This window comes from Burkholderia sp. MSMB1588 (genome assembly GCF_001546925.1).
GTDB lineage: Bacteria > Pseudomonadota > Gammaproteobacteria > Burkholderiales > Burkholderiaceae > Burkholderia > Burkholderia humptydooensis.
The window spans coordinates 3,561,673-3,581,356 of record NZ_LNJS01000001.1; the positions used below are offsets into that span (position 1 = coordinate 3,561,673).

General features: G+C 65.6%; 20 protein-coding genes and 1 pseudogene. 9 read left to right on the top strand and 12 right to left on the bottom strand.

All coding sequences use genetic code 11. From position 1 onward, the window contains the following. Positions 1 to 90 precede the first annotated feature (90 nt). Both fliD and WS92_RS28095 read left to right on the top strand, forming a co-directional pair. A complete protein-coding gene (gene fliD, locus WS92_RS28090; RefSeq protein ID WP_059934758.1) occupies positions 91 to 1,611 on the top strand; it encodes a flagellar filament capping protein FliD in 1,521 nt (506 codons plus the stop codon). Between the two features lie 13 nt (positions 1,612 to 1,624). Then, positions 1,625 to 1,939 (top strand): flagellar protein FliT, encoded by a 315-nt coding sequence (locus WS92_RS28095; protein WP_041861554.1) that lies wholly within the window; start codon positions 1,625 to 1,627, stop codon positions 1,937 to 1,939. A gap of 30 nt (positions 1,940 to 1,969) precedes the next feature. On the opposite strand, the gene WS92_RS35325 is transcribed toward WS92_RS28095, so the two are convergent. The 3 genes from WS92_RS35325 to WS92_RS35330 all read right to left on the bottom strand — a co-directional run bounded on the left by WS92_RS35325 (position 1,970) and on the right by WS92_RS35330 (position 3,012). Then, positions 1,970 to 2,287: a hypothetical protein gene (locus tag WS92_RS35325; RefSeq protein ID WP_141668095.1), complete on the bottom strand. Its 318-nt coding sequence runs from the start codon at positions 2,285 to 2,287 to the stop codon at positions 1,970 to 1,972. A gap of 44 nt (positions 2,288 to 2,331) precedes the next feature. Beyond that, positions 2,332 to 2,733 (bottom strand): hypothetical protein, encoded by a 402-nt coding sequence (locus tag WS92_RS28100; RefSeq protein ID WP_061083891.1) that lies wholly within the window; start codon positions 2,731 to 2,733, stop codon positions 2,332 to 2,334. Between the two features lie 99 nt (positions 2,734 to 2,832). After that, entirely contained in the window at positions 2,833 to 3,012 is a 180-nt protein-coding gene (locus WS92_RS35330; protein WP_138110403.1) for a hypothetical protein, read from the bottom strand. Between the two features lie 225 nt (positions 3,013 to 3,237). Between WS92_RS35330 and WS92_RS28105 the strand changes: the two genes are divergently transcribed. Next, the gene (locus tag WS92_RS28105) at positions 3,238 to 3,861 is read left to right on the top strand and encodes a LysE family translocator (RefSeq protein ID WP_059934757.1); all 624 of its coding nucleotides are present in this window, start codon (positions 3,238 to 3,240) and stop codon (positions 3,859 to 3,861) included. A gap of 46 nt (positions 3,862 to 3,907) precedes the next feature. Here WS92_RS28105 and WS92_RS28110 read toward each other — a convergent pair whose 3' ends face one another. The 5 genes from WS92_RS28110 to WS92_RS28125 all read right to left on the bottom strand — a co-directional run bounded on the left by WS92_RS28110 (position 3,908) and on the right by WS92_RS28125 (position 7,668). Beyond that, on the bottom strand, positions 3,908 to 5,560 hold the full coding sequence (locus WS92_RS28110; RefSeq protein WP_059934756.1) for an acid phosphatase: 1,653 nt from the start codon (positions 5,558 to 5,560) through the stop codon (positions 3,908 to 3,910). Further along, a complete protein-coding gene (locus tag WS92_RS33635; protein ID WP_006023845.1) occupies positions 5,557 to 5,724 on the bottom strand; it encodes a hypothetical protein in 168 nt (55 codons plus the stop codon). Before WS92_RS33635 ends, WS92_RS28110 begins: the two co-directional genes overlap by 4 nt. Before the next feature lie 103 nt (positions 5,725 to 5,827). After that, a complete protein-coding gene (locus tag WS92_RS28115) occupies positions 5,828 to 6,502 on the bottom strand; it encodes a DUF799 domain-containing protein (RefSeq protein WP_006023846.1) in 675 nt (224 codons plus the stop codon). 8 nt (positions 6,503 to 6,510) lie between these two features. Beyond that, positions 6,511 to 6,930, bottom strand: coding sequence for a DUF4810 domain-containing protein (locus WS92_RS28120; protein WP_015602080.1), 420 nt, complete (start codon positions 6,928 to 6,930; stop codon positions 6,511 to 6,513). Positions 6,931 to 6,990: 60 nt separating this feature from the next. Beyond that, positions 6,991 to 7,668, bottom strand: a complete 678-nt coding sequence (locus WS92_RS28125; protein WP_009913933.1) for a CsgG/HfaB family protein — start codon at positions 7,666 to 7,668, stop codon at positions 6,991 to 6,993. A 725-nt stretch (positions 7,669 to 8,393) separates the two neighbouring features. Here WS92_RS28125 and WS92_RS28130 point away from each other — a divergent pair. After that, positions 8,394 to 9,209: an alpha/beta fold hydrolase gene (locus tag WS92_RS28130; protein ID WP_059934755.1), complete on the top strand. Its 816-nt coding sequence runs from the start codon at positions 8,394 to 8,396 to the stop codon at positions 9,207 to 9,209. 124 nt (positions 9,210 to 9,333) lie between these two features. Here WS92_RS28130 and WS92_RS28135 read toward each other — a convergent pair whose 3' ends face one another. Together WS92_RS28135 and WS92_RS28140 are read right to left on the bottom strand one after the other, a co-directional pair. After that, the gene (locus tag WS92_RS28135) at positions 9,334 to 11,139 is read right to left on the bottom strand and encodes a methyl-accepting chemotaxis protein (RefSeq protein ID WP_015602085.1); all 1,806 of its coding nucleotides are present in this window, start codon (positions 11,137 to 11,139) and stop codon (positions 9,334 to 9,336) included. A 253-nt stretch (positions 11,140 to 11,392) separates the two neighbouring features. Further along, positions 11,393 to 12,490: an IS5 family transposase gene (locus WS92_RS28140; protein WP_015602980.1), complete on the bottom strand. Its 1,098-nt coding sequence runs from the start codon at positions 12,488 to 12,490 to the stop codon at positions 11,393 to 11,395. Positions 12,491 to 12,656: 166 nt separating this feature from the next. Between WS92_RS28140 and WS92_RS28145 the strand changes: the two genes are divergently transcribed. From WS92_RS28145 to WS92_RS28155, 3 genes are all read left to right on the top strand, one after another. Further along, positions 12,657 to 13,487: a DUF1835 domain-containing protein gene (locus tag WS92_RS28145; RefSeq protein ID WP_015601954.1), complete on the top strand. Its 831-nt coding sequence runs from the start codon at positions 12,657 to 12,659 to the stop codon at positions 13,485 to 13,487. A gap of 39 nt (positions 13,488 to 13,526) precedes the next feature. Further along, the gene (locus tag WS92_RS28150; RefSeq protein ID WP_015601996.1) at positions 13,527 to 14,126 is read left to right on the top strand and encodes a TetR/AcrR family transcriptional regulator; all 600 of its coding nucleotides are present in this window, start codon (positions 13,527 to 13,529) and stop codon (positions 14,124 to 14,126) included. Positions 14,127 to 14,369: 243 nt separating this feature from the next. Beyond that, positions 14,370 to 15,017, top strand: coding sequence for a GNAT family N-acetyltransferase (locus tag WS92_RS28155; protein WP_015600051.1), 648 nt, complete (start codon positions 14,370 to 14,372; stop codon positions 15,015 to 15,017). A 107-nt stretch (positions 15,018 to 15,124) separates the two neighbouring features. Here the strand turns inward: WS92_RS28155 and WS92_RS28160 are convergent, their stop codons facing one another. Next, positions 15,125 to 15,640 carry an Lrp/AsnC family transcriptional regulator gene (locus WS92_RS28160; protein WP_006023758.1) on the bottom strand — a complete coding sequence of 172 codons (516 nt, stop codon included), beginning with the start codon at positions 15,638 to 15,640 and terminating at the stop codon, positions 15,125 to 15,127. Positions 15,641 to 15,791: 151 nt separating this feature from the next. Here WS92_RS28160 and hppD point away from each other — a divergent pair, with 151 nt between their 5' ends. Next, the gene (gene hppD, locus WS92_RS28165; RefSeq protein WP_006023759.1) at positions 15,792 to 16,889 is read left to right on the top strand and encodes a 4-hydroxyphenylpyruvate dioxygenase; all 1,098 of its coding nucleotides are present in this window, start codon (positions 15,792 to 15,794) and stop codon (positions 16,887 to 16,889) included. Between the two features lie 156 nt (positions 16,890 to 17,045). On the opposite strand, the gene WS92_RS28170 is transcribed toward hppD, so the two are convergent. Beyond that, entirely contained in the window at positions 17,046 to 17,243 is a 198-nt protein-coding gene (locus WS92_RS28170; protein WP_059934792.1) for a hypothetical protein, read from the bottom strand. 324 nt (positions 17,244 to 17,567) lie between these two features. Between WS92_RS28170 and WS92_RS28175 the strand changes: the two are divergent. Then, positions 17,568 to 19,684, top strand: a pseudogene (locus WS92_RS28175) (indolepyruvate ferredoxin oxidoreductase family protein); the annotation flags it as partial.

Sequence of the window (19,684 nt, forward strand, 5' to 3'; positions counted from 1 at the left end):
CCCTCGTGGCCGCCGCACGTTTTTGTTTTCTGACTCTTCCGAATTTCGCGATTTTCGCCCGCCATATCCGGCGGCGAAGGGAGCCACCCGATGTCCACGCCCGTCACCAGCACGACGCAGCAGCAAACCAATTCGGCGTTGCAGCAAGCAGCGCAGTCGATCATCAGCGGCTCGACGGGCAACTCGTCGATGGACGTCAACTCGCTCGTCACCGCACTCGTCAACGCGAAGACGGCGGGACAAACCGCGGCGCTGTCGACGGCGGTCTCCACCGACCAGACGACGCTTTCCGCGCTCGGCACGCTGAAGGCCGCGCTCACCGCGCTGCAAGCGGGGATCGGCTCGCTCAGCGACGGCACGCTCACCCAGAAATTCACCGCCACGGCGACGGGCACCGGCCTCACCGCGACGACGGGCGCGGGCGCGGTGGCCGGCAGCTATTCGGTCGCCGTCACGCAGATCGCCACGTCGCAGACACTGTCTTCCGGCGCATTCAATGCGACGCAGCAGCTCGGCACCGGCACGCTGACGCTGAGCGTCGGCGGCAAATCGACGTCGATCTCGATCGATTCGACGAACAACACGCTTTCCGGCATCGCCGCCGCGATCAACTCCGCGTCGAACAACCCCGGCGTGACGGCGACGATCGTCACGGGCACCGACGGCGCGCACCTCGTGCTGCGCTCGGCGACGACGGGCGCAGCCAACGTGATCAACGTCGGCGTGAGCAACCTGTCCGGCGACAACGGGCTGTCGAGCCTCGCCGTCACGTCGACGGCGAGCACGACGGGCGGCCAGTCGACGATCCAGTCGGGCGGCAGCATCGCATGGACGCAAAGCACCTCCGCTCAGGACGCCGAATTCACGGTGGGCGGCATCGCCGCGTCGAGCGCGAGCAACGCGGTGTCGGGCGCAATCGCTGGCGTCACGCTGAACCTCACGCAAGCCGCCGTCGGCACCACGCAGACGCTCAACGTCTCCACCGACACGACCGCGCAGGCCGCCGCGATCACGAACGTCGTCAACCTGTACAACACGGTCGTCACGACGATGTCGTCGCTGTCGTCGCTGTCGGGCGCGGGCACCAGCTCGCAAAGCGCGGGGCCGCTCCTTGGCGACTCCACGCTCAACATGATCCGCAACTCGCTCGCGCGCGTGGTCGGCGCGGGCGTCACGACGGGCGGCTCGACCGTGTCACTCGCGTCGATCGGCATCACGTTCGCCGACGGCTCGTCGTCTGCGCAAACGGACGGCACGCTGACCATCGATACGGCGAAGCTCAACGCGGCGCTGCAAAACAGCCCGTCGACCGTCGCCGCCCTCTTCAACTCGACGAACGGCGTCGGCGCGACGCTCAACAGCACGATTCAGAACTACGTGCAGACGGGCGGCGTCTTCGATACGCGCTCGAACGCGCTCAACCAGGACCTGAAGAGCCTCGCGCAGCAGCAGACACAACTTGCATCGTACGCGTCGCAGTTGACGTCGCAATACAACGCGCAGTTCACCGCGCTCAACACGCTGATGGCGCAGATGAACAGCAACTCGAACTACCTGACGCAACTGTTCGGCGGCAGCAACAGCTCGGGCGCGATGGCGAACAACAAGTAACGAATCGAATGCGATGGAGAAGCCTGATATGGATCAGATGTCGTTGATCGAACACGTGCTGTCGATCACCCGCGAAATCGATCACGCGGTGCAGATGGCCGACTGGACCGAAGCCGCGCGCCTGACCGAAGAGCGCTCGCCGTATCTGATGTCGATCTCGGCCGAGCAGACGCCCGCGTCGCTCGCGCTCGTGCGCCAAATCCAGGCGATCGACACGGCGCTCCTCGCGAACGCGAAGGCGGCGCAGGCCGAGTTGCAGGTTGAATACCGCGCCGCGATGGACCGGTTGGGCAAGGCGGGCGCCTATCAGGCGGCCGCGCAATTCTGAGCCTCAGGATTCCCCCCACACAACAATAAATCACGCGTTTCGACGCGTGCTCGTTCTACTCCCACCCGCCGCAAGGCGGGTTTTTTTTAAGGCGTGCGTACGCACGCGATTCGCCAGTCGGCAATCGCTTCCGGCTTGGAATCGCGCCGCGCAGCCCGATTGAGCCAGCAGATCGCACTCGCTCAACAAAGCGAACTCGCTCATCGTGGCGATGACAAGTTCAGGCGCGCTGCCAGCATGGCAAATCAGCATTAGCCAGTTCAGTTCGCAGTTTTGCGGCCCGCTCACGCGGGTCGCGTCAGGCCGGCAGCGCGTCACCCGCTCAAACTTCGTCGGAGTGAATTTCATCGCCCGACGCCGTAGCGTCTCGCGGATGAGACCGGCACATCAGCTCAGTTAGCCGTTTGAATGAGCAGAGTCGCCTGCCCCGTGTTGTCGCCACAAGCGTCGTCACTGACATAGGCAATATATGTCGAGGTATTCCCAGGGACGTCGACGACCGTTGGCTGGGTAATGGTGGTGCCCCATCGGTTATTTCCAAACCCGCCTTGCAGCATCACGGAATTGATCAAGCAGCCGTTGGTCAGTCCGCCAGCGGAGCACCTCATATTGTTTGAGCCAATCGAAATGACATATCTTCCCGGTGCAAGCGTGAGCAGTGCTGGCGTGCCGCCAGAAACATTGCCAGTGTTCGAAAGACAATTGCGCTTCGCATCGACCACAACGGTGGCCGATGCTTCGCAGACGAAAGGGATGATGGACGCAAGCACGCCTGCGACAATTTTTTTGCGCATAAATGAGTTCTCTCACGAAATATTCAAGTTAATAAAAATGGACCGCAGCCCATGCACGACACATGAGAAAGCAAACACAGCATCGGCCTTCGTCATGCGTCAGGGAAATTCAGATGAAGAAATTTTCGTTACGCCAGATGGAATCGAGAGTTCGTGGTAGTAACTTCCGCCCGGAATGGAATTGGCATAGCCATCGAGCGTGACTGTTCTATAGAGTTCCCAATTCGCCATTGCGGAACAGGAAGCCGAGGCCGTCATTGCGCCGATCAGCAGCTTCATTCGATTACGCATATACCCACGCAATAGCTCGTTGTCGAATCAGAAATACGCTGAACCTCCAACCCGCGCAGATGATTTAACGACCTCAATATTGAAAAATTGAGCGTGCTTCTCACGACCGGCGAACGCTGTTGACGCGGAACAACGAATGACGAAAGGCAACCGCTTGACAAACCTTCCGCCGGCGTGGATCACTGACACCTTTCGCAACGCGAAGGCCCCCCCATGACCGCCGCAACCTGGCTCGCCTTCGCCGGCGCGAGCATCGTCCTCCTGATGATTCCCGGCCCGACGATCCTGCTCGTGATCGGCGATTCGCTCGCGAACCGCAACCGCTCGTCGTGGAGCACCGTCGCCGGCGTCGCGGCGGGCGACACCACCGCGATGACGATCTCGCTCGCCGGCGCGGGCGCCTTGCTCGCGATGTCGGCGGCCGCGTTCACCGCGCTCAAGCTCGTCGGCGGCGGCTATCTGATCTATCTCGGGATTCGTTCGATCCTGCACGCGCGCCGCGTCGGCGCGACGGAAGTCAGCGTCGAGCGCCGCTCGGCGAAGCGGCGCTTCCTGTCCGCGTGGGCCGTCACCGCGCTGAATCCGAAGAGCATCGTGTTCTTCGTCGCGTTCGTTCCGCAGTTCATCTCGCCGCACGAGACGTTCGCGCGGCAATGCGCAGTCCTGCTGCCGACCTTCGTCTGCCTCGCGTCGATCAACGCGGCCTGCTATGCGCGCATCGCGCGTTTCGCCGCCGCACGGCTGACGGGCGCAGCCGCGCAGCGGCGCTTCGGCTACGGCGGCGGCACCGCGCTGATCGGCGCGGGCGCGTTGACGCTCGGGATGTCGCGAAGCTGACGCTTCGCATGTGGCGTGCCGTTCGCAGCCGGATTTCCGCTGAACGTCAGCCGAGATCGAGCGCCGCGGTCAGATCGCCCGGCGGCTGCGCGTCGCGCGCCGCGAACGCGCGCTCGCGCGCGAGCACGCCGTCGAGCGGCGCGAGCCCGTGCACGCGCGAGATGAAGCGCAGGATCGAGTTCGTGTCGTACAGCGTGTGATCGACGTAGCCCTTCTTCGCGAACGGCGAGATCACCATCGCCGGAATCCGCGAGCCCGGCCCCCAGCGGTCGCCCTTCGGCGGCGACACCGGGTCCCACCAGCCGCCGTTCTCGTCGACCGTCAGGATCACGACCGTGTGCGCCCACTGCGGGCCGCGCATGATGTGGTCGATCACCGTCGCGATGTGCCGATCGCCCGACTCGACGTCCGCATAGCCCGCGTGCATGTTCAGGTTGCCCTGCGGCTTGTAGAACGTGACGGTCGGCAGGCGGCCCGCGTCGATGTCGGCGATCAGGTGGTTCGTCGACGGATCGTCGCCGAGGCCCGCGTCGCGCAGGTGGCGCCGCCGCGCGTCAGTGCCCGGCGCGTAGTTCGCGAAGTAGTTGAACGGCTGATGGTGATACTGAAAGTCCGGCACCGGGCCCGTGTCGCGATGCTCGAGCGCGTACTGCCACGCGCCGCCGTACCACGCCCAGTCGACGCCCTTCTCCGACAGGCGATCGCCGATCGTCGCGTAATGCTGCGGCGGCAGCACGCGCGGGTTCGACGGGTCCGCATACGCCGGGTTGCCGTCGGCGGGCGGCCGCGCGCTGCTCGGCTGATACGGCGGCGCCATCGTGTTCACCGCGTAGCCGTCCGGCGTGAAGAGGCCGTCGTTCTCGAATTTCGGCGGGCCGTCGAGCGCCGACGCGGGCGAATCCGCCGCGAGCTTCAGCCGCGCGCCGGCCGGATCGTCGCCTTCGACAATGGATACGAGATGCTTCGCCGGGCTCGTGTGCACGTCCGGATAGAGCGGCGCCTGCGCGGAGATCAGGAAGATGTGGTTCAGCCACGAGCCGCCGAACGCGGCCATGAAGAAGTTGTCGCAGAGCGTGTACCGGCGCGCGAGATTCCAGAGCCGCAGCGTTTCGGCCGAATTGCGGTAATGCCCCATCACGAGCCCGCCCGAATCGGCCCACGCGGCGAATTGATCGTTGCGGCCGCCGTTGATCTGCATCTGGTTCTGATAGAAGCGGTGCCACAAATCGCGCGTGATCACGCCGTTCGGCAGCGGCTTGCCTTGCGCGTCGGGAATCACGAACGGCGCGTTCGGCAGCCCGGTGATGTCGTGCTCGCCGATCATGTAGCGCTTGCCGTCGACGACTTGCGCCTGCGGTACGAGGCCGCCCCAGATTTTCGGCAGCGTCGGCAGCGGCGTCTTGCCGTCGCGATCGAACTGCGCGTAGCGTTCGGGCGATACCGCGCCGAGCGGCTGCTGCACGCCGGGGAAGTCGCCGAACAGGTTCGCGAAGCTGCGGTTCTCCGCATAGATCACGACGATGTTGCGCACTTCGCGGCGCAGCGCGGCGTCGAGCCGCAGATCGGCCGCCGAGCGCGGCGCGGCGGTCTCGCAGCCGGCGAGCGCGACGCTCGCGCCGAGCGCGGCGATGCCGCCGAGCACGCGGCGGCGGTCGGGGTCCTCGGGAAGGTCGGTCGACGGGGGATGCTTGTCAGTCACTTCTGCTCCTCGATCTTCTGGTTGGTCGTGCGGTCCATCAATGTCCGCCGATTGGCCGAATCGGCCTGGCCGCGCATTGTCACGAAAACGCCACAATCGCGACTATAGCGTGCCGCTTGCATGAAACCTTGCTTGATCGATGCATGAACAGAAAAACGAAACATCGATGCGCGATGTCGCGGCAAGCGCGGACCAAGCCGGCGCCGTCGCTCCAAAGAAAAACGGCCCGGGCCGGGCCGTTTTGAGTCGATCGCTCGAAACCTTCGCTCAATCGGTTCCGTACTTCGGCGAATGCGGGCCGTACAGCAGGCCGTTCGGCTGGCCGGCGGACAGCATCCGGCCGCTCGTGAGCCCCGCCACGTCGACCGCGTCGTCGCTCAGCGTGTGCGCGATCTGCTTGACGGCCGCCTGCGCGAGCGTCGCGATCAACCCGAAGCCGCTGAAATCCACGTTGGAGCCGAGTTCCTTGCCGGTCGCGCGCCCGCTGCCCTGCCACAGCAGGTCGCCCGTGCGCAGATCGACGAGCTTCGCGGACGCCGACACGACCGTCGTGCTGTCGAGCACCGTGTAGACGGAGCCGTACTGCGTGACCGTCGTGTACAGCGCCGCGTCCGCGCCGAAGATGTCGCGCAGCTTCGCGGGCGAAACGGTCTGGATGTCGGCGGCGTTCGTCAGGCCGTTCTGCTTGAACGTCTCTTCCATCACGGCGACGGGCACGACGTAGTAGCCCGCTTCGGCGACGGGCCGCGTCATCTGCGACAGCAAGCCGTACGTCGCCTTCACGTCCGACGTGTCGTTCTGCGGCGGCAGCAGCAGGATCGCGCGCGGCTGGCTCTTCTTGAACGCCGTGTAGTCGACGTGCTTCGCGGGCGCCGCGCACGCGGCGAGCAGCGCCAGCACGGACGCGGCCGACAGGAGTCTTGCGGAAATGAACTTGAACATGGCAGCCCTTATTGTTGTTGTGCTTGTACTTGCGTTTGCGCCGGCGCTTGCGGCTTCGATTGCGGCGCCGCGGCTTTCTTCTTCAACAGGAAATCCATGAACGGCGACGATTCGGGAAACGACGCCTTCTCGGCCTGGAACGCCTGCTCGGCCTGCTGCTCCTTGCCGACGCTCGCGTACAGCATGCCGAGATGCGCCTCGAAGCCGGGCGGCGGACGGTTGCCCTTCGCGCGAATCTGCTGCAGCGCCTTCTCGAGCGCGTCGATCTGGTCTTCGGGGCTCTTTTGCCCCTTGAAGTATTCGTAGACTTGCGGCTGATAGCCGTCCCATTGATAGAGCGGCTTCGGCTGATTCGCCGCGCAGCCCGCGAGCAGCACGCCCGCGGCCGCGGCCGGCAGCCAGACTCCCGTCTTGAAGGTCTTCTTCATTGTTGTCGTTGTCGATGGAAACGATGGATGAACGAATTCGTCCGCGCCGTGCGGGCGCGCTTACTTGCCTGACGCGAGCGCGCCCGCGTCGACCTGCTCGACGAGGTGATTGACCGCGTCCTGGATCGCGAGGTCGAGCACCTTGCCGTTGAGCGTCGAGTCATAGCCGGCCGTGCCGCCGAAGCCGATGATCTCGCGGTTCGACAGGCTGTATTCGCCCGCGCCCTGGCTCGACAGCACGACTTCCGACGTCGTCGTGTCGACGATGTTCAGGTTCACCTTCGCGTATGCGATCTGGCTCTTGCCGCGGCCGAGAATGCCGAACAGTTGCTGATCGCCGACTTCCTTGCGGCCGAACTCGGTGACGTCGCCCGTCACGACATAGTTCGCGCCCTTCACCGCCTGCGCCTTCTTCATGAACGCGGCTTCCTGCTTGATCTCGTCGAGGTTCTCGCGATCGAGCACGTTGAAGCGGCGGCTCTGCTGGAGCTGCGTGACGAGGATCGTCTTCGCCTGGCCGCCCAGGCGGTCGACGCCGTCGGTGAAGATGCCGCGCATGTAGCTCGAACGATTGTCGAACTTGCCGACCGCGATGCCGACCGGCTTGCCCGCGAACGGCTTCTGCGCGCTCGCCGACGCGGGCACGGGCAGCGTGCGCGACGCCTCGGTCGCGCAACCGCTCAATGCGACGATGGCCGATGCCGCGAGGCACGCCAGAACTGTCTTCGAAGTTTTCAAACGATGGTCCCTCCTTGGAGATCGCTAAACATGCCGTGTCGACGGCGTCGCATCGCGCAAGCAACACGCGATGCGACGCCGTACGTCAGATGAGGAATCGAATGGGAAGCGCGAATGACGCGAATGGAGCGGATTCGCGCGCGGCGGCCGGCGGTTGCGGCCGCGCGCCGGCGCGTCCGTGCGGGCGCGCGACGCGGCGTCGCGTGCGGCCTGACGGCGCCGAGCCCGCACGCGCGACGCGAGGATTCGATGCGGCCGCAACCTTTCGCCGCCCCCCGATGCCTGAACGAAGCCAGGCGCAAACTTTTCTTATGTGCTGCCACTAAGCTCTCACAACACGCGATTATTGTCGTAGTGCGCAACGATAACGGCAACCATGCACGCGCGACAACAAAAAAGTGCCGAATGTCGAGCGACCGCAACAGCACGCGCCTGTCGCGCATTTCGTCGATGCGATTCGATCCGTACATTTCGCGATGTCGACCGTGCAGACCCACTTGGCACGCGCAGACCGCACGAATTCGCCCGCCCCCTGGGCAACGGCGACGGCCGCCTGTGCGCTCGATTTCGACAAACGGCCGAGATAGGGTGGTGCGACAATTTCCCCATCCCGCACTCGAAAGCGGCAATTCACACGATTGCCGCCGATTGCTTCGGCACGCGCATCGATTGCGCGCGTTCACCGAATTCCCTTAACCGATTCATTGCCAAGCGACCTTATCGACATGCCTTTCGTCACTATCGATGGCCAACCCCTGCACTATCAGATCAGGGGCTCCGGCGCGCCCGTGCTGTTCGGGCACAGCTACCTGTGGGATTCGTCGATGTGGGAGCCGCAGCTCGAAGCGCTCTCGAAGTCGTATCGCGTGATCGCGCCGGACCTGTGGGGACATGGCCAATCCGGCCCGCTGCCCGACGGCACGAACGACCTCGACGATCTTGCGATGCAGATGTGCGCGCTCCTCGATCATCTCGGCATCGACACCTGCTCGATCGTCGGGCTGTCGGTGGGCGGCATGTGGGCGGTGCCGCTCGCGCATCGCGCGCCGCAACGGATCGACCGTCTCGTGCTGATGGACACCTACGTCGGCGTCGAGCCCGACGCGACGCGCAGCAAATATTTCCAGATGCTCGCGGCCATCGACGCGCAAGGCGCGATTCCCGCGCCGCTGCTCGACGCGATCGTGCCGATCTTCTTCCGCCCCGGCATCGATCTCGCGAGCGAGCTGCCTGCGGGCTTCCGGCGCGCGCTGCAGGCGTTCACGGCCGAAAGGCTGCGCGACTCGGTGATTCCGCTCGGCAAGATCACGTTTGGCCGCGAAGACGCGCGCGCGAAACTCAGCGCGCTGCCGGCTGAGCGCACGCTCGTGATGTGCGGCGCGAACGACGTCGCGCGGCCGCCCGAGGAAGCCGACGAAATCGCAGCGCTGATCGGCTGCGAAAAGGTGTTCGTGCCGAAAGCCGGGCATATTTCGAATCTCGAGAATCCGGCGTTCGTCACGCAGGCGTTGATCGATTGGCTCGCGCGCGGCGGCGACTGAACCCGATGCGCTGCACCGCGGTTCGTTCGTCTCCGGGCGCATGCGACATGCCGAACCTGACGATGCCGGGCGACGCGTCGGCGCCGCTGAAAAAATGCGTCGCGCGCCGCCCCGCGGAATCGGATCACGCAACCTTGAACTTCCCGACCGCCTCGGCGAGTTCGACCGCCTGAGTCTGCAGCGCCGAAGCGGCCGCAGCCGACTGCTCGACGAGCGCCGCGTTCTGCTGAACCATCTCGTCGAGCTGCGCCACCGCGCGATTCACTTCCTGAATGCCGCGCGTCTGCTCGTCGGCGGCGTTCGAGATCTCGCGCATGATCGTCGTCACGTTCGAAACCGTGCCGACGATGTCGTTCATCGTCTGCCCCGCCTGCTGGACGAGCGTCGCGCCCGTCGCGACGCTCGACACGCTCGAGTCGATCAGCGCCTTGATCTCCTTCGCCGCCTGCGCGCTGCGCTGCGCGAGCGAGCGCACCTCGCCCGCGACGACCGCGAAGCCGCGCCCCTCCTCGCCCGCGCGCGCCGCCTCGACGGCCGCGTTCAGCGCGAGGATGTTGGTCTGGAACGCGATGCCGTCGATCACGCCGATGATGTCGCTGATCTTGCCGGACGCGCCCTCGATCTCGTGCATTGTCGACACGACGTCGGACACGACCGTGCCGCCGCGCGACGCGACGCTCGCCGCGTTCGTCGCGATGTCGTTGGCCTGGCGCGCGGCGCCCGCCGACTGCGTGACCGTCGACGTGATCTCCTCGATCGACGCGGCCGTCTGCTCCAGGCTCGCCGCCGCCGATTCCGTGCGCCGCGACAGGTCGTGATTGCCCGACGCGATCTCGCCCGCCGCATGCCGCACCGAATCGCTCGCGTCGCGGATCACGCGCATCACGTCCTGCAGCTTGCCGACGAACGCGTTGAACGAGCGCGCGATCTGCGCCACTTCGTCGCGGCCGGCATCGGGCAGGCGCTGCGTCAGATCGCCCGTGCCCGAGCCGATCGATTCCATTGCGTCGCGAATGCGCGCGAGCCCCCGGAACGCGACGCCCGTGATCGCGCCGACGATCAGCGCGGCGGCGGCGACGAGCGCGACGAGCGTGCCGATCGACACGAGCAGCAGCGAATGCATGCCGGCCATCGCATCGGATTTGTCGAGCGCGACGACAGTCAGCCAGTCGGTGCCCGGCACGGCGCGCGCGCGCATCAGCTTCGCCGCGCCCGCGACGTGCGCGTCGATCGGCGCGGCGTTCTCGTCGGACGACGACGCGGCGAGCGCGTCGATGCTCAGGTCGTCAGCGAGATCGGTGACGGGCTTGAGGGTGAGCTTCGGATCGGCATGCGCGACGATGTGGCCGCCGCGGTCGACGAGCATCCCGAAGCTGCCGGGCGTCGGATGGATCGCCTTGACGTTCGCGATCACGCTGTCCATCGCGACGTCGCCGGACACGACGCCCTTCAGCGCGCCGTCGCGCACGATCGGCGCGGCGAACGCGACGACGAGCTTGCCCGTGCCGACGTCGACGTAAGGCGGCGTGACGACCGGCTTGCCCGCCTGCGCAGCCTGCTTGTACCACGGGCGGCCGGTCGGATCGTAGTCGGGCGGAATGCCGGTCGGGTCCGAGAATTTCGCGGTCTTGTCCGCGTAGCCGACATAGACGTTCGTGAATCCGCCGGCGGCGGCGATCTGCTTGAGCGAAGGGATCGGGTCGGGCGAGATCGCGGCGTCTTCGACCGACACGATCATCTGCGTCTTCGACGCAACCCAGTCGGCGATGCCGGTTTCGTGGCCGGTCAGCACCGCGCTGAGGTTCTGGCTGATGGACTCGCGGTTGTAGCGATTGGCGACGAAATAGTTGAGCGCCGTGTTGATGACGAGCGAACCGATGACGATGGCAAGGCACGCGACGAGAATGCGGGACCGGATCGAGGAGAGCATGAGGAGCGGTGGGTGTGGAGCGGACCTATTGGTTTACGGCTGCGGGAACGGGCGACTTGACCCGAGGAAGGCGCGGCGTCAGGGTTTTTGCTCTAGCAGGCTGTTGAAAAGCCCTCCGTCATGACAACCGGAGCGCTGGTTAAAAGGATTTCACGTGCGATCAAGCGGTGAATTACAGCAGCACCATGCAAATCTCCCGGCTGGTGGACATGCCAGCCGGCATGCCGACGCACGTCGGCCCCGCTCAGGCGGCTTATTGCGCAACTCGGGGCGACACCACCGTCAGTATTCGAGCCATGCGAGTCAGGTTACTGGCGAGCATCGTCAGCTTGAAGTGCTGATCGACGCGCCGGATGCCGCGATACACCGTCTGCCGAATCCGGCCCACCGTCTTGCCCCAACCGAAGTGCTCTTCGATGCGTTTGCGGATGACTTGGCTGATCCGGTAGCCGGCATGCCGCGAGGTGCGGCCGTCGATCGCGCTGCCGCCTTGGCGGGTGTCGTTGCGTGCCACGTGCGGCGTCACCTTGCGTGCCCGGCAATCGCCAACGAAGTCGCGCATGTCGTAACCCTTGTCGGCGCCCAGCGTCTTGGCATGGCGGCCCGGTACACAATCAAGCAAGCGCAGGGCGCTCGCGCGTTCGGCAAAGCCGTCGGCATGGCTCACCACGGCACCCACCACCAGGCCCGAGCGGTTCTCCATGAGAATGTGTCCTTGGTAAGCGAGGATGGCCCCGCTTTGCTTGCTCTTCCTGAACAGGCGTGCATCCGGATCGGTACTCGACTGGTGTGTCTCGTTGCTGCGCCGCTGGCCACGCCAGTCAGTGTCGGCGTTGCGAGCGCCACCCGCGGGCGGCTCGTCGCCCGGGCCGTCCTTGGGGCGGAAACTCTTGTGGCTGGCCCAGGCCTGGATCAGCGTGCCATCGACCGAGAAGTGCTCGCGCGAGAGCAGGCCACGCTGCTCGGCCAAGCCCATGACCTTGGTGAAGAACGCTTCGACGACCTCGTGTTCGAGCAGCCGGTCGCGGTTCTTGGAAAACGTCGAGTGGTCCCACACGGCGTCCTCGATCGCCAGCCCGACGAACCAGCGGAACAGCAGGTTGTAGCGCATCTGCTCCATCAGCATGCGCTCGCTGCGCACCGAGTACAGCACCTGCAGCAGCAACGCCCGCAGCAGCTTCTCCGGCGCAATCGACGCGCGGCCGCTGTCCGCGTAGATCACGCTGAACAATCCGTTGAGCTGCTTGAGCGCTTCGTTGACAAGTTGCCGTACCGGCCGCAGCGGGTGATCGGCCGGCACGAAGTCTTCCAGCTTGACCGTTGTGAACAGCGGTTCTTGCATCTCGTCCATTCCGCGCATCGCTCTCATTGCCCAAGGTCATGAACACGATATCCATAACGCGCGACTCTCAACGCCCGTTTACGCTGGGCCCAAATTCAACAGCCTGCTAGGGGCCGCCTGCAGGCCGGACGCGCGCCGGCTTCCCGGCGGCTTTTCTCATGTTGACGACAGGCCAATGAGCACCATCCACGTGACCATGGGCGGCTCCGCCGCCGCTTCTCTTCGCATCGCGCTCGCCGACGCGGGCCGCGACGAAAGCGTCGTCGGGCTGTTCGACGATCTGTCGGTCGGCCCGCTGCGCGGCGCGGACGACACGCCGGACGTGCGCGCCGCGTTCTGGGAGCGCGCGATCGGCGATGTGCAGCAGGACTGGATCGCCGGGCTCGGCGACGACTTCGCGAAGCTCGAGACGCTCGCGGCCGGCACGGGCCAGGTCGTCGTCTGGCACGCGCACAGCGTCGCCGATCAGTTGATGCTGCGGCGCGTCGCCTACCACCTGCGCAATGCGCCGCAGCGCCTCAACGAGGTGCGGCTGTCGAGCGCGGACATCGACGATCCGCAGTCGTGGGTGCGGTTGCGCGCCGACCAGGCGACGGCCACCGGCATCTTTTCGCCCGCCCGGTTGCTCGCGAAACTGCCGGAGGCGGCGCCGATCTCGGTGCTGCGGATCAGCCGGCTCGCGCTCGAATGGCAGGAAGCGAAGCAGACGAACGCCGAGCTGCGCTACTGGATCTGCAACACGTTCAAGAGCGGCCATTACGCGGACATCGACGCGCTCGTGCTCGAGCACGCGCCCGACGAATGGGGCCCCGCCGCGCGCACGGTCGGCGCCGTGATGGCGTTCGCCGACCACGGGCACCTGTTCGTCGGCGACGTGATCGCGTTCTGGCGCTGCCGCGAGCTCGCGGCGGCCGGCCGCATCGAGCTGCAAGGCGACGCCCGATCGATCGACGACCTGAGAACGGCGACGCTGCGCACGACGCCCGCCGTCGCCCTCCCCCGCTAACCCGCCCCCGCTTCACGCACCGAACACGCACCGAATCACATGGCCCGCACCCGCGCCCCCGACCACGAATCCCAGCGCGAGCAGATCCTCGATCTCGCCGCCGCCAAGTTTGCGCAGACGAGCTACCCGAGCACGTCGATGACCGACCTCGCGAACGCGAGCGGCACGTCGAAGGCACGCCTCTATCACTATTACGAGGGCAAGGAAGCGATCCTCTTCGACCTGCTCGACCGCTACACGAAGCGGCTGATGCTGATCATCGCCGAGGTCGAGGGCGCGAGCCAGCGGCGCGGGCTCACCGAGCGCGAGGCGTTCGCTGAGCTCGTGCGCGCGTTCCTTGCCGAATACGAGACGTCGCACAGCCGCCATGTTGCGCTGCTGAACGACGTGAAGTACCTCGAGGACACGCAGCGCCAGATCATCCTCGACCGCCAGCGCGACATCGTCGCCGCGTTCTCGCGCCAGCTCGCGCGCGCGTATCCGGAACGGATCTCGAAGGACAACCAGACGCCCGTGACGATGATGGTGTTCGGGATGATCAACTGGACGTTCACGTGGCTGAAGCCGGGCGGCCGCCTCGGCTATCGCGATTTCGCCGAGCAGGTGATCGGCATGATCGAGCGCGGGCTCGGTAGCTGAATCGTCTGATTTATTGCAGAGCAGCAAGCGTTGCGCCGGCGTAACAGTGCGATGCTTTGCTCACACCCTTGTCAAAGATCATTTAAATACTAATAAAATCAAATACTTACACACATCAATCGATGAGTTTAGAGCTTGACCTCGACTCAAATATCCGGGTTTTCCCCAATCTCCGCACGGCCGTTCGGTTAAAATTGCGCTGCAATGCACAAATCAATGTGCGGTCTTTTTGAGGAACCTACGATGAACAAGCCAGACCTCCGCCCTGCCGAGTCGGTCGGCATCGCCGGTCCCGCGCCAGTTCTCGTTCGGGAACTGGCTTCCGGCGACCGCCAGCAACTGCTCACCCATTTTCTCGCGCTCGACGCGGACGATCGGCTGCTGCGCTTCGGCCAGGCGGTGCCCGATCACGTAATCGAGAACTACGTGCGCACGATCGACTTCGGCCGCGACACCGTGTTCGGCGTGTTCGATCACGCGCTCGAACTGATCGGCGTCGGCCATCTCGCATACTTGCCCGCGGAAGGCGACAAACGCACCGCCGAATTCGGCGTGTCGGTGCTCGAACGCGCGCGCGGCCAGGGCGTCGGCTCGAAGCTGTTCGAGCGCGCCGCGATCCGCAGCCGCAACACGCACGTGACGACGCTCTACATGCACTGCCTGTCGCGCAACGCGACGATGATGCACATCGCGAAGAAATCGGGAATGCGCATCGAGTACGCGTACGGCGAAGCCGATGCGTATCTGTCGCTGCCGCCCGCCGATCACTCGACGATCATCGCCGAGATGATGCAGGAGCAGGCGGCCGTGTTCGACTACGCGCTCAAGCGCCAGGCGCGCCGCGCGACGCAGATCTTCGAATCGCTGCTGCCCGCGGGCCTCACCGCGTAAGCGCTTCGCCACGCACGAACGAGAACGGGCGGCCCACGACGGGACGCCCGTTCTTTTTTGGCCATTCGGCCGATGCCGGCCGCTCGGCCGGCGCGCCACATCCGCATTCAGCGGATCGGCAGCGCGGTCGTCTCCTTGAAGCGTTCGAGCGAGAAGCTCGTCTTCACGTCGATCACCGACGGATGATGCAGCAACTGCTCCTGCATGAAGCGCGAGAAATGCGCCATGTCCTCGACCTGCACGCGCAACAGATAATCCATGTCGCCCGTCATCGCGTGGCACGCGACGACTTCCGGCCACGCCTGCACCGCCGCGCGGAACAGCTCGGCATGCGTCGCGCCGGCGCGCGCGGACGTCTCGTCGCCGCGCGCGGACGCAACGCCGCCGCGCTTCTCCAGCCGCACGCTCACGTACGCGAGCAGATCGAGCCCGAGCTTCTGCGGATCGAGAAGCGCGACGTAGCCGGTGATCACGCCCATCTCCTCGAGCCGGCGGATCCGCCGAAGACAGGGGCTCGGCGACAGATTCACCCGCTCGGCGATGTCCTGGTTCGACAAACGCCCATTCTCCTGAAGAATCGAAAGAATGCGCCGGTCAATCGCATCCAATTCCACGCGCGCCATTTCCTGTCTCCCTGCTTGTTCGTGTGGACGAGAAATTGCGCAAGCGTAGCGTTGCACGACCAAGTTCGCAAGTTTCCACCCGGCCCGCCCCGCTACACTTTGCCGCAGACATTCATCAAGACGCATGCCCCGCCGGGGGCTAGGAGACGCCATGCAAATCCCCACCTGGGACAATCCCGTCGGCACCGACGGCTTCGAATTCATCGAATACACCGCCCCCGATCCGAAAGCGCTCGGCCAACTGTTCGAGCGGATGGGCTTCACCGCGGTCGCGCGCCATCGCCACAAGGACGTGACGCTATACCGCCAGGGCGACATCAACTTCATCATCAACGCGGAACCGGATTCGTTCGCGCAGCGCTTCGCGCGGCTGCACGGGCCGTCGATCTGCGCGATCGCGTTCCGCGTGCAGGACGCCGCGAAGGCATACCGGCACGCGCTCGAGCTCGGCGCGTGGGGCTTCGACAACAAGACGGGGCCGATGGAGCTGAACATCCCGGCGATCAAGGGCATCGGCGACTCGCTGATCTATTTCGTCGACCGCTGGCGCGGCAAGAACGGCGCGAAGCCGGGCGCGATCGGCGACATCAGCATCTATGACGTCGACTTCGAGCCGATTCCGGGCGCCGATCCGAATCCGGTCGGCCACGGCCTCACGTACATCGACCACCTGACGCACAACGTCCACCGCGGCCGCATGCAGGAATGGGCGGAGTTCTACGAGCGCCTGTTCAACTTCCGCGAAGTCCGCTACTTCGACATCGAGGGCAAGGTGACGGGCGTGAAATCGAAGGCGATGACGTCGCCGTGCGGCAAGATCCGGATTCCGATCAACGAGGAAGGCTCGGACACGGCCGGCCAGATCCAGGAATACCTCGACGCGTATCGCGGCGAAGGCATCCAGCACATCGCGCTCGGCGCAGCCGACATCTACAAGGCGGTCGACGGGCTGTGCGCGAAGGGCGTGACGCTGCTCGACACGATCGACACGTACTACGAGCTCGTCGACCGCCGCGTGCCGAACCACGGCGAGCCGCTCGACGAGCTCAGGAAGCGCAAGATCCTGATCGACGGCGCGCACGACGATCTGCTGCTGCAGATCTTCACCGAGAACCAGATCGGGCCGATCTTCTTCGAGATCATCCAGCGCAAGGGCAATCAGGGCTTCGGCGAAGGCAACTTCAAGGCGCTGTTCGAATCGATCGAGCTCGACCAGATCCGCCGCGGCGTCGTGCAGGACAAGGCGTAAGCGCGCCGCGCGCGGCGCGCGGGGCCGCACATGGCCCGATGGACGGCGCGATGAGCGGTCCCGCAAAAGAAACGGGTGGGAATCTTCGGGATTCCCGCCCTTTCGCATTGGCGTTGCCGACCGTCACGCGACGGACCGGCGATCGCCCGCCGCGGCTTACTTTTGCATCGCGCCGCGCCCGTTCGTCGCGACGCTCGCGAACGCCGGCGCATCCACGCCGGCCGTCGCCGCAAGCTGCAGCATCCGGGTGCTCGCCGTCGCCAGCACGCCCGCACCTTCCGAGCGCGCCGGGCCGCTCATCGCGAAAAACGCGGCCGACACCATCAGGAAATTCTGGATATTTCGAGTCTTCATTGCATTGCACCTCCATTGCAACCGTCCGGCGCGCGATGCGCGGCGCGGGCACGAACCCGCGCCGCCCGCGCAACCGGACAGGGCCCTAGAGCCTAACGGCAAACGCGTCGTGGGGCGCGCCGTTTTACATGCTTTTACAGCCTGTAACGCATTGATTCCTCACGTTTTCGGGTCGCACACCGGCTTTTTTTGACACGCAGCGGCGGGTTTTTCCCAGTGCTACCATCGAACGAAACCCGCCAATATTCGGGCCGACCGACGCGTCCACAAGACGCCGACGCGCCGATAGTTTTGGCGATCCCTAACCGGGTGAGGAGACACTGCATGAACGCCCCGCTAGACGCAGGCCAGCGCGCATCGCTCGAAGCCGCGCTGCAATCCGTCACGCTAGACGACAAATACACGCTCGAGCGCGGCCGCGCGTACATGAGCGGCATCCAGGCGCTCGTGCGCCTGCCGATGCTCCAGCAGGAACGCGACCGCGCGGCGGGCCTCAATACCGCCGGCTTCATTTCCGGCTACCGCGGCTCGCCGCTCGGCGGGCTCGACCTGTCGCTGTGGAAGGCGAAGCAGCATCTCGCCGCGCACCGGATCGTGTTCCAGCCCGGCCTCAACGAAGACCTCGCGGCGACGGCCGTCTGGGGCACCCAGCAAGTCAATCTGTATCCGGGCGCGAAGCATGACGGCGTGTTCGCGATGTGGTACGGCAAGGGCCCGGGCGTCGACCGCACGGGCGACGTGTTCAAGCACGCGAACTCGGCCGGCTCCGCGCCGCACGGCGGCGTGCTCGTGCTCGCGGGCGACGACCACGCGGCGAAATCGTCGACGCTCGCGCACCAGTCGGAGCACGTCTTCAAGGCGTGCGGGCTGCCCGTGCTGTTTCCGTCGAACGTGCAGGAATATCTCGACTTCGGGCTGCACGGCTGGGCGATGAGCCGCTATTCGGGCCTCTGGGTCGCGCTCAAGTGCGTGACGGACGTCGTCGAATCGTCGGCTTCCGTCGACATCGATCCGCATCGCACGCAGATCATGCTGCCGACCGATTTCGTGATGCCCGACGGCGGCCTGAACATCCGCTGGCCCGATCCGCCGCTCGTGCAGGAAGCGCGCCTCCTCGATTACAAGTGGTACGCGGCGCTCGCGTACGTGCGCGCGAACAAGCTCGACCGCATCGAGATCGATTCGCCGCACGCGCGCTTCGGCATCGTCACGGGCGGCAAGGCGTATCTCGACGTGCGCCAGGCGCTCGTCGACCTCGGCCTCGACGACGAAACCTGCGCGCGGATCGGCATTCGCCTCTACAAGGTCGGCTGCGTGTGGCCGCTCGAAGCGCAAGGCGCGCAGGCGTTCGCGCGCGGGCTCGACGAGATCCTCGTCGTCGAGGAAAAGCGCCAGATTCTCGAATACGCGATCAAGGAAGAGCTGTACAACTGGCCGACGGCCAGCGCCCGCGCGTGTTCGGCAAGTTCGACGAAAAGGACGGCGCGGGCGGCGAATGGTCGGTGCCGATGGGCAAACTGGCTGCTGCCGCGCATTACGAGCTGTCGCCCGCGATCATCGCGAAGGCGATCGCGACGCGCCTCGACAAGTTCGAGCTGCCGTCCGACGTGCGCGCGCGGATCGCCGCGCGCATCGCGGGTGATCGAAGCGAAGGAGACCGCGCTCGCGAAGCCGCACGTGAGCACCGAGCGCAAGCCGTGGTTCTGCTCGGGCTGCCCGCACAACACATCGACGACCGTTCCCGAAGCTCGCGCGCGATCGCGGCATCGGCTGCCACTACATGACGGTCTGGATGGACCGCAACACGAGCACGTTCAGCCAGATGGGCGGCGAAGGCGTGGCGTGGATCGGCCAGGCGCCGTTCACCGACGAGAAGCACGTGTTCGCGAACCTCGGCGACGGCACCTACTTCCACTCGGGCCTCCTCGCGATTCGCGCGGCGATCGCGTCGAAGGCGAACATCACCTACAAGATCCTCTATAACGATGCGGTCGCGATGACGGGCGGCCAGCCGGTCGACGGCGTGCTGACGGTGCCGCAGATCACGCACCAGCTCGCGGCGGAAGGCGCGAGGAAGATCGTGATCGTCACCGACGAGCCGCAGAAATACGATGGCCGCACGTCGCCGCTCGCGCCGGGCGTGACGATCCACCATCGCGACCAGCTCGACGACGTCCAGCGCACGCTGCGCGAGATCGAGGGCACGACGATCCTGATCTACGACCAGACCTGCGCGACCGAGAAGCGCCGCCGCCGCAAGCGCGGCGCGTATCCGGACCCGGCGAAGCGCGTCGTGATCAACGAAGCGGTGTGCGAAGGCTGCGGCGACTGCTCGGTGCAGTCGAACTGCCTGTCGGTCGAGCCGCTCGAGACCGAGTTCGGCACGAAGCGGCAGAACCAGTCGACTTGCAACAAGGACTTTTCGTGCCTGAAGGGCTTCT

Coding starts and splice junctions, on each gene's coding strand:
- WS92_RS28095 (WP_041861554.1), top strand. CDS start 1,625: ATGGAGAAGCCTGATATGGATCAGATGTCGTTGATCGAACACGTGCTG.
- WS92_RS28155 (WP_015600051.1), top strand. CDS start 14,370: ATGAACAAGCCAGACCTCCGCCCTGCCGAGTCGGTCGGCATCGCCGGT.
- WS92_RS28170 (WP_059934792.1), bottom strand. CDS start 17,243: ATGAAGACTCGAAATATCCAGAATTTCCTGATGGTGTCGGCCGCGTTT.
- WS92_RS28160 (WP_006023758.1), bottom strand. CDS start 15,640: ATGGCGCGCGTGGAATTGGATGCGATTGACCGGCGCATTCTTTCGATT.
- WS92_RS35330 (WP_138110403.1), bottom strand. CDS start 3,012: ATGAAGCTGCTGATCGGCGCAATGACGGCCTCGGCTTCCTGTTCCGCA.
- WS92_RS28130 (WP_059934755.1), top strand. CDS start 8,394: ATGCCTTTCGTCACTATCGATGGCCAACCCCTGCACTATCAGATCAGG.
- WS92_RS28150 (WP_015601996.1), top strand. CDS start 13,527: ATGGCCCGCACCCGCGCCCCCGACCACGAATCCCAGCGCGAGCAGATC.
- WS92_RS28100 (WP_061083891.1), bottom strand. CDS start 2,733: ATGCGCAAAAAAATTGTCGCAGGCGTGCTTGCGTCCATCATCCCTTTC.
- WS92_RS28140 (WP_015602980.1), bottom strand. CDS start 12,490: ATGGACGAGATGCAAGAACCGCTGTTCACAACGGTCAAGCTGGAAGAC.
- WS92_RS28135 (WP_015602085.1), bottom strand. CDS start 11,139: ATGCTCTCCTCGATCCGGTCCCGCATTCTCGTCGCGTGCCTTGCCATC.
- WS92_RS33635 (WP_006023845.1), bottom strand. CDS start 5,724: ATGTTTCGTTTTTCTGTTCATGCATCGATCAAGCAAGGTTTCATGCAA.
- WS92_RS28120 (WP_015602080.1), bottom strand. CDS start 6,930: ATGAAGAAGACCTTCAAGACGGGAGTCTGGCTGCCGGCCGCGGCCGCG.
- WS92_RS28105 (WP_059934757.1), top strand. CDS start 3,238: ATGACCGCCGCAACCTGGCTCGCCTTCGCCGGCGCGAGCATCGTCCTC.
- WS92_RS28145 (WP_015601954.1), top strand. CDS start 12,657: ATGAGCACCATCCACGTGACCATGGGCGGCTCCGCCGCCGCTTCTCTT.
- WS92_RS35325 (WP_141668095.1), bottom strand. CDS start 2,287: ATGAAATTCACTCCGACGAAGTTTGAGCGGGTGACGCGCTGCCGGCCT.
- fliD (WP_059934758.1), top strand. CDS start 91: ATGTCCACGCCCGTCACCAGCACGACGCAGCAGCAAACCAATTCGGCG.
- hppD (WP_006023759.1), top strand. CDS start 15,792: ATGCAAATCCCCACCTGGGACAATCCCGTCGGCACCGACGGCTTCGAA.
- WS92_RS28115 (WP_006023846.1), bottom strand. CDS start 6,502: ATGTTCAAGTTCATTTCCGCAAGACTCCTGTCGGCCGCGTCCGTGCTG.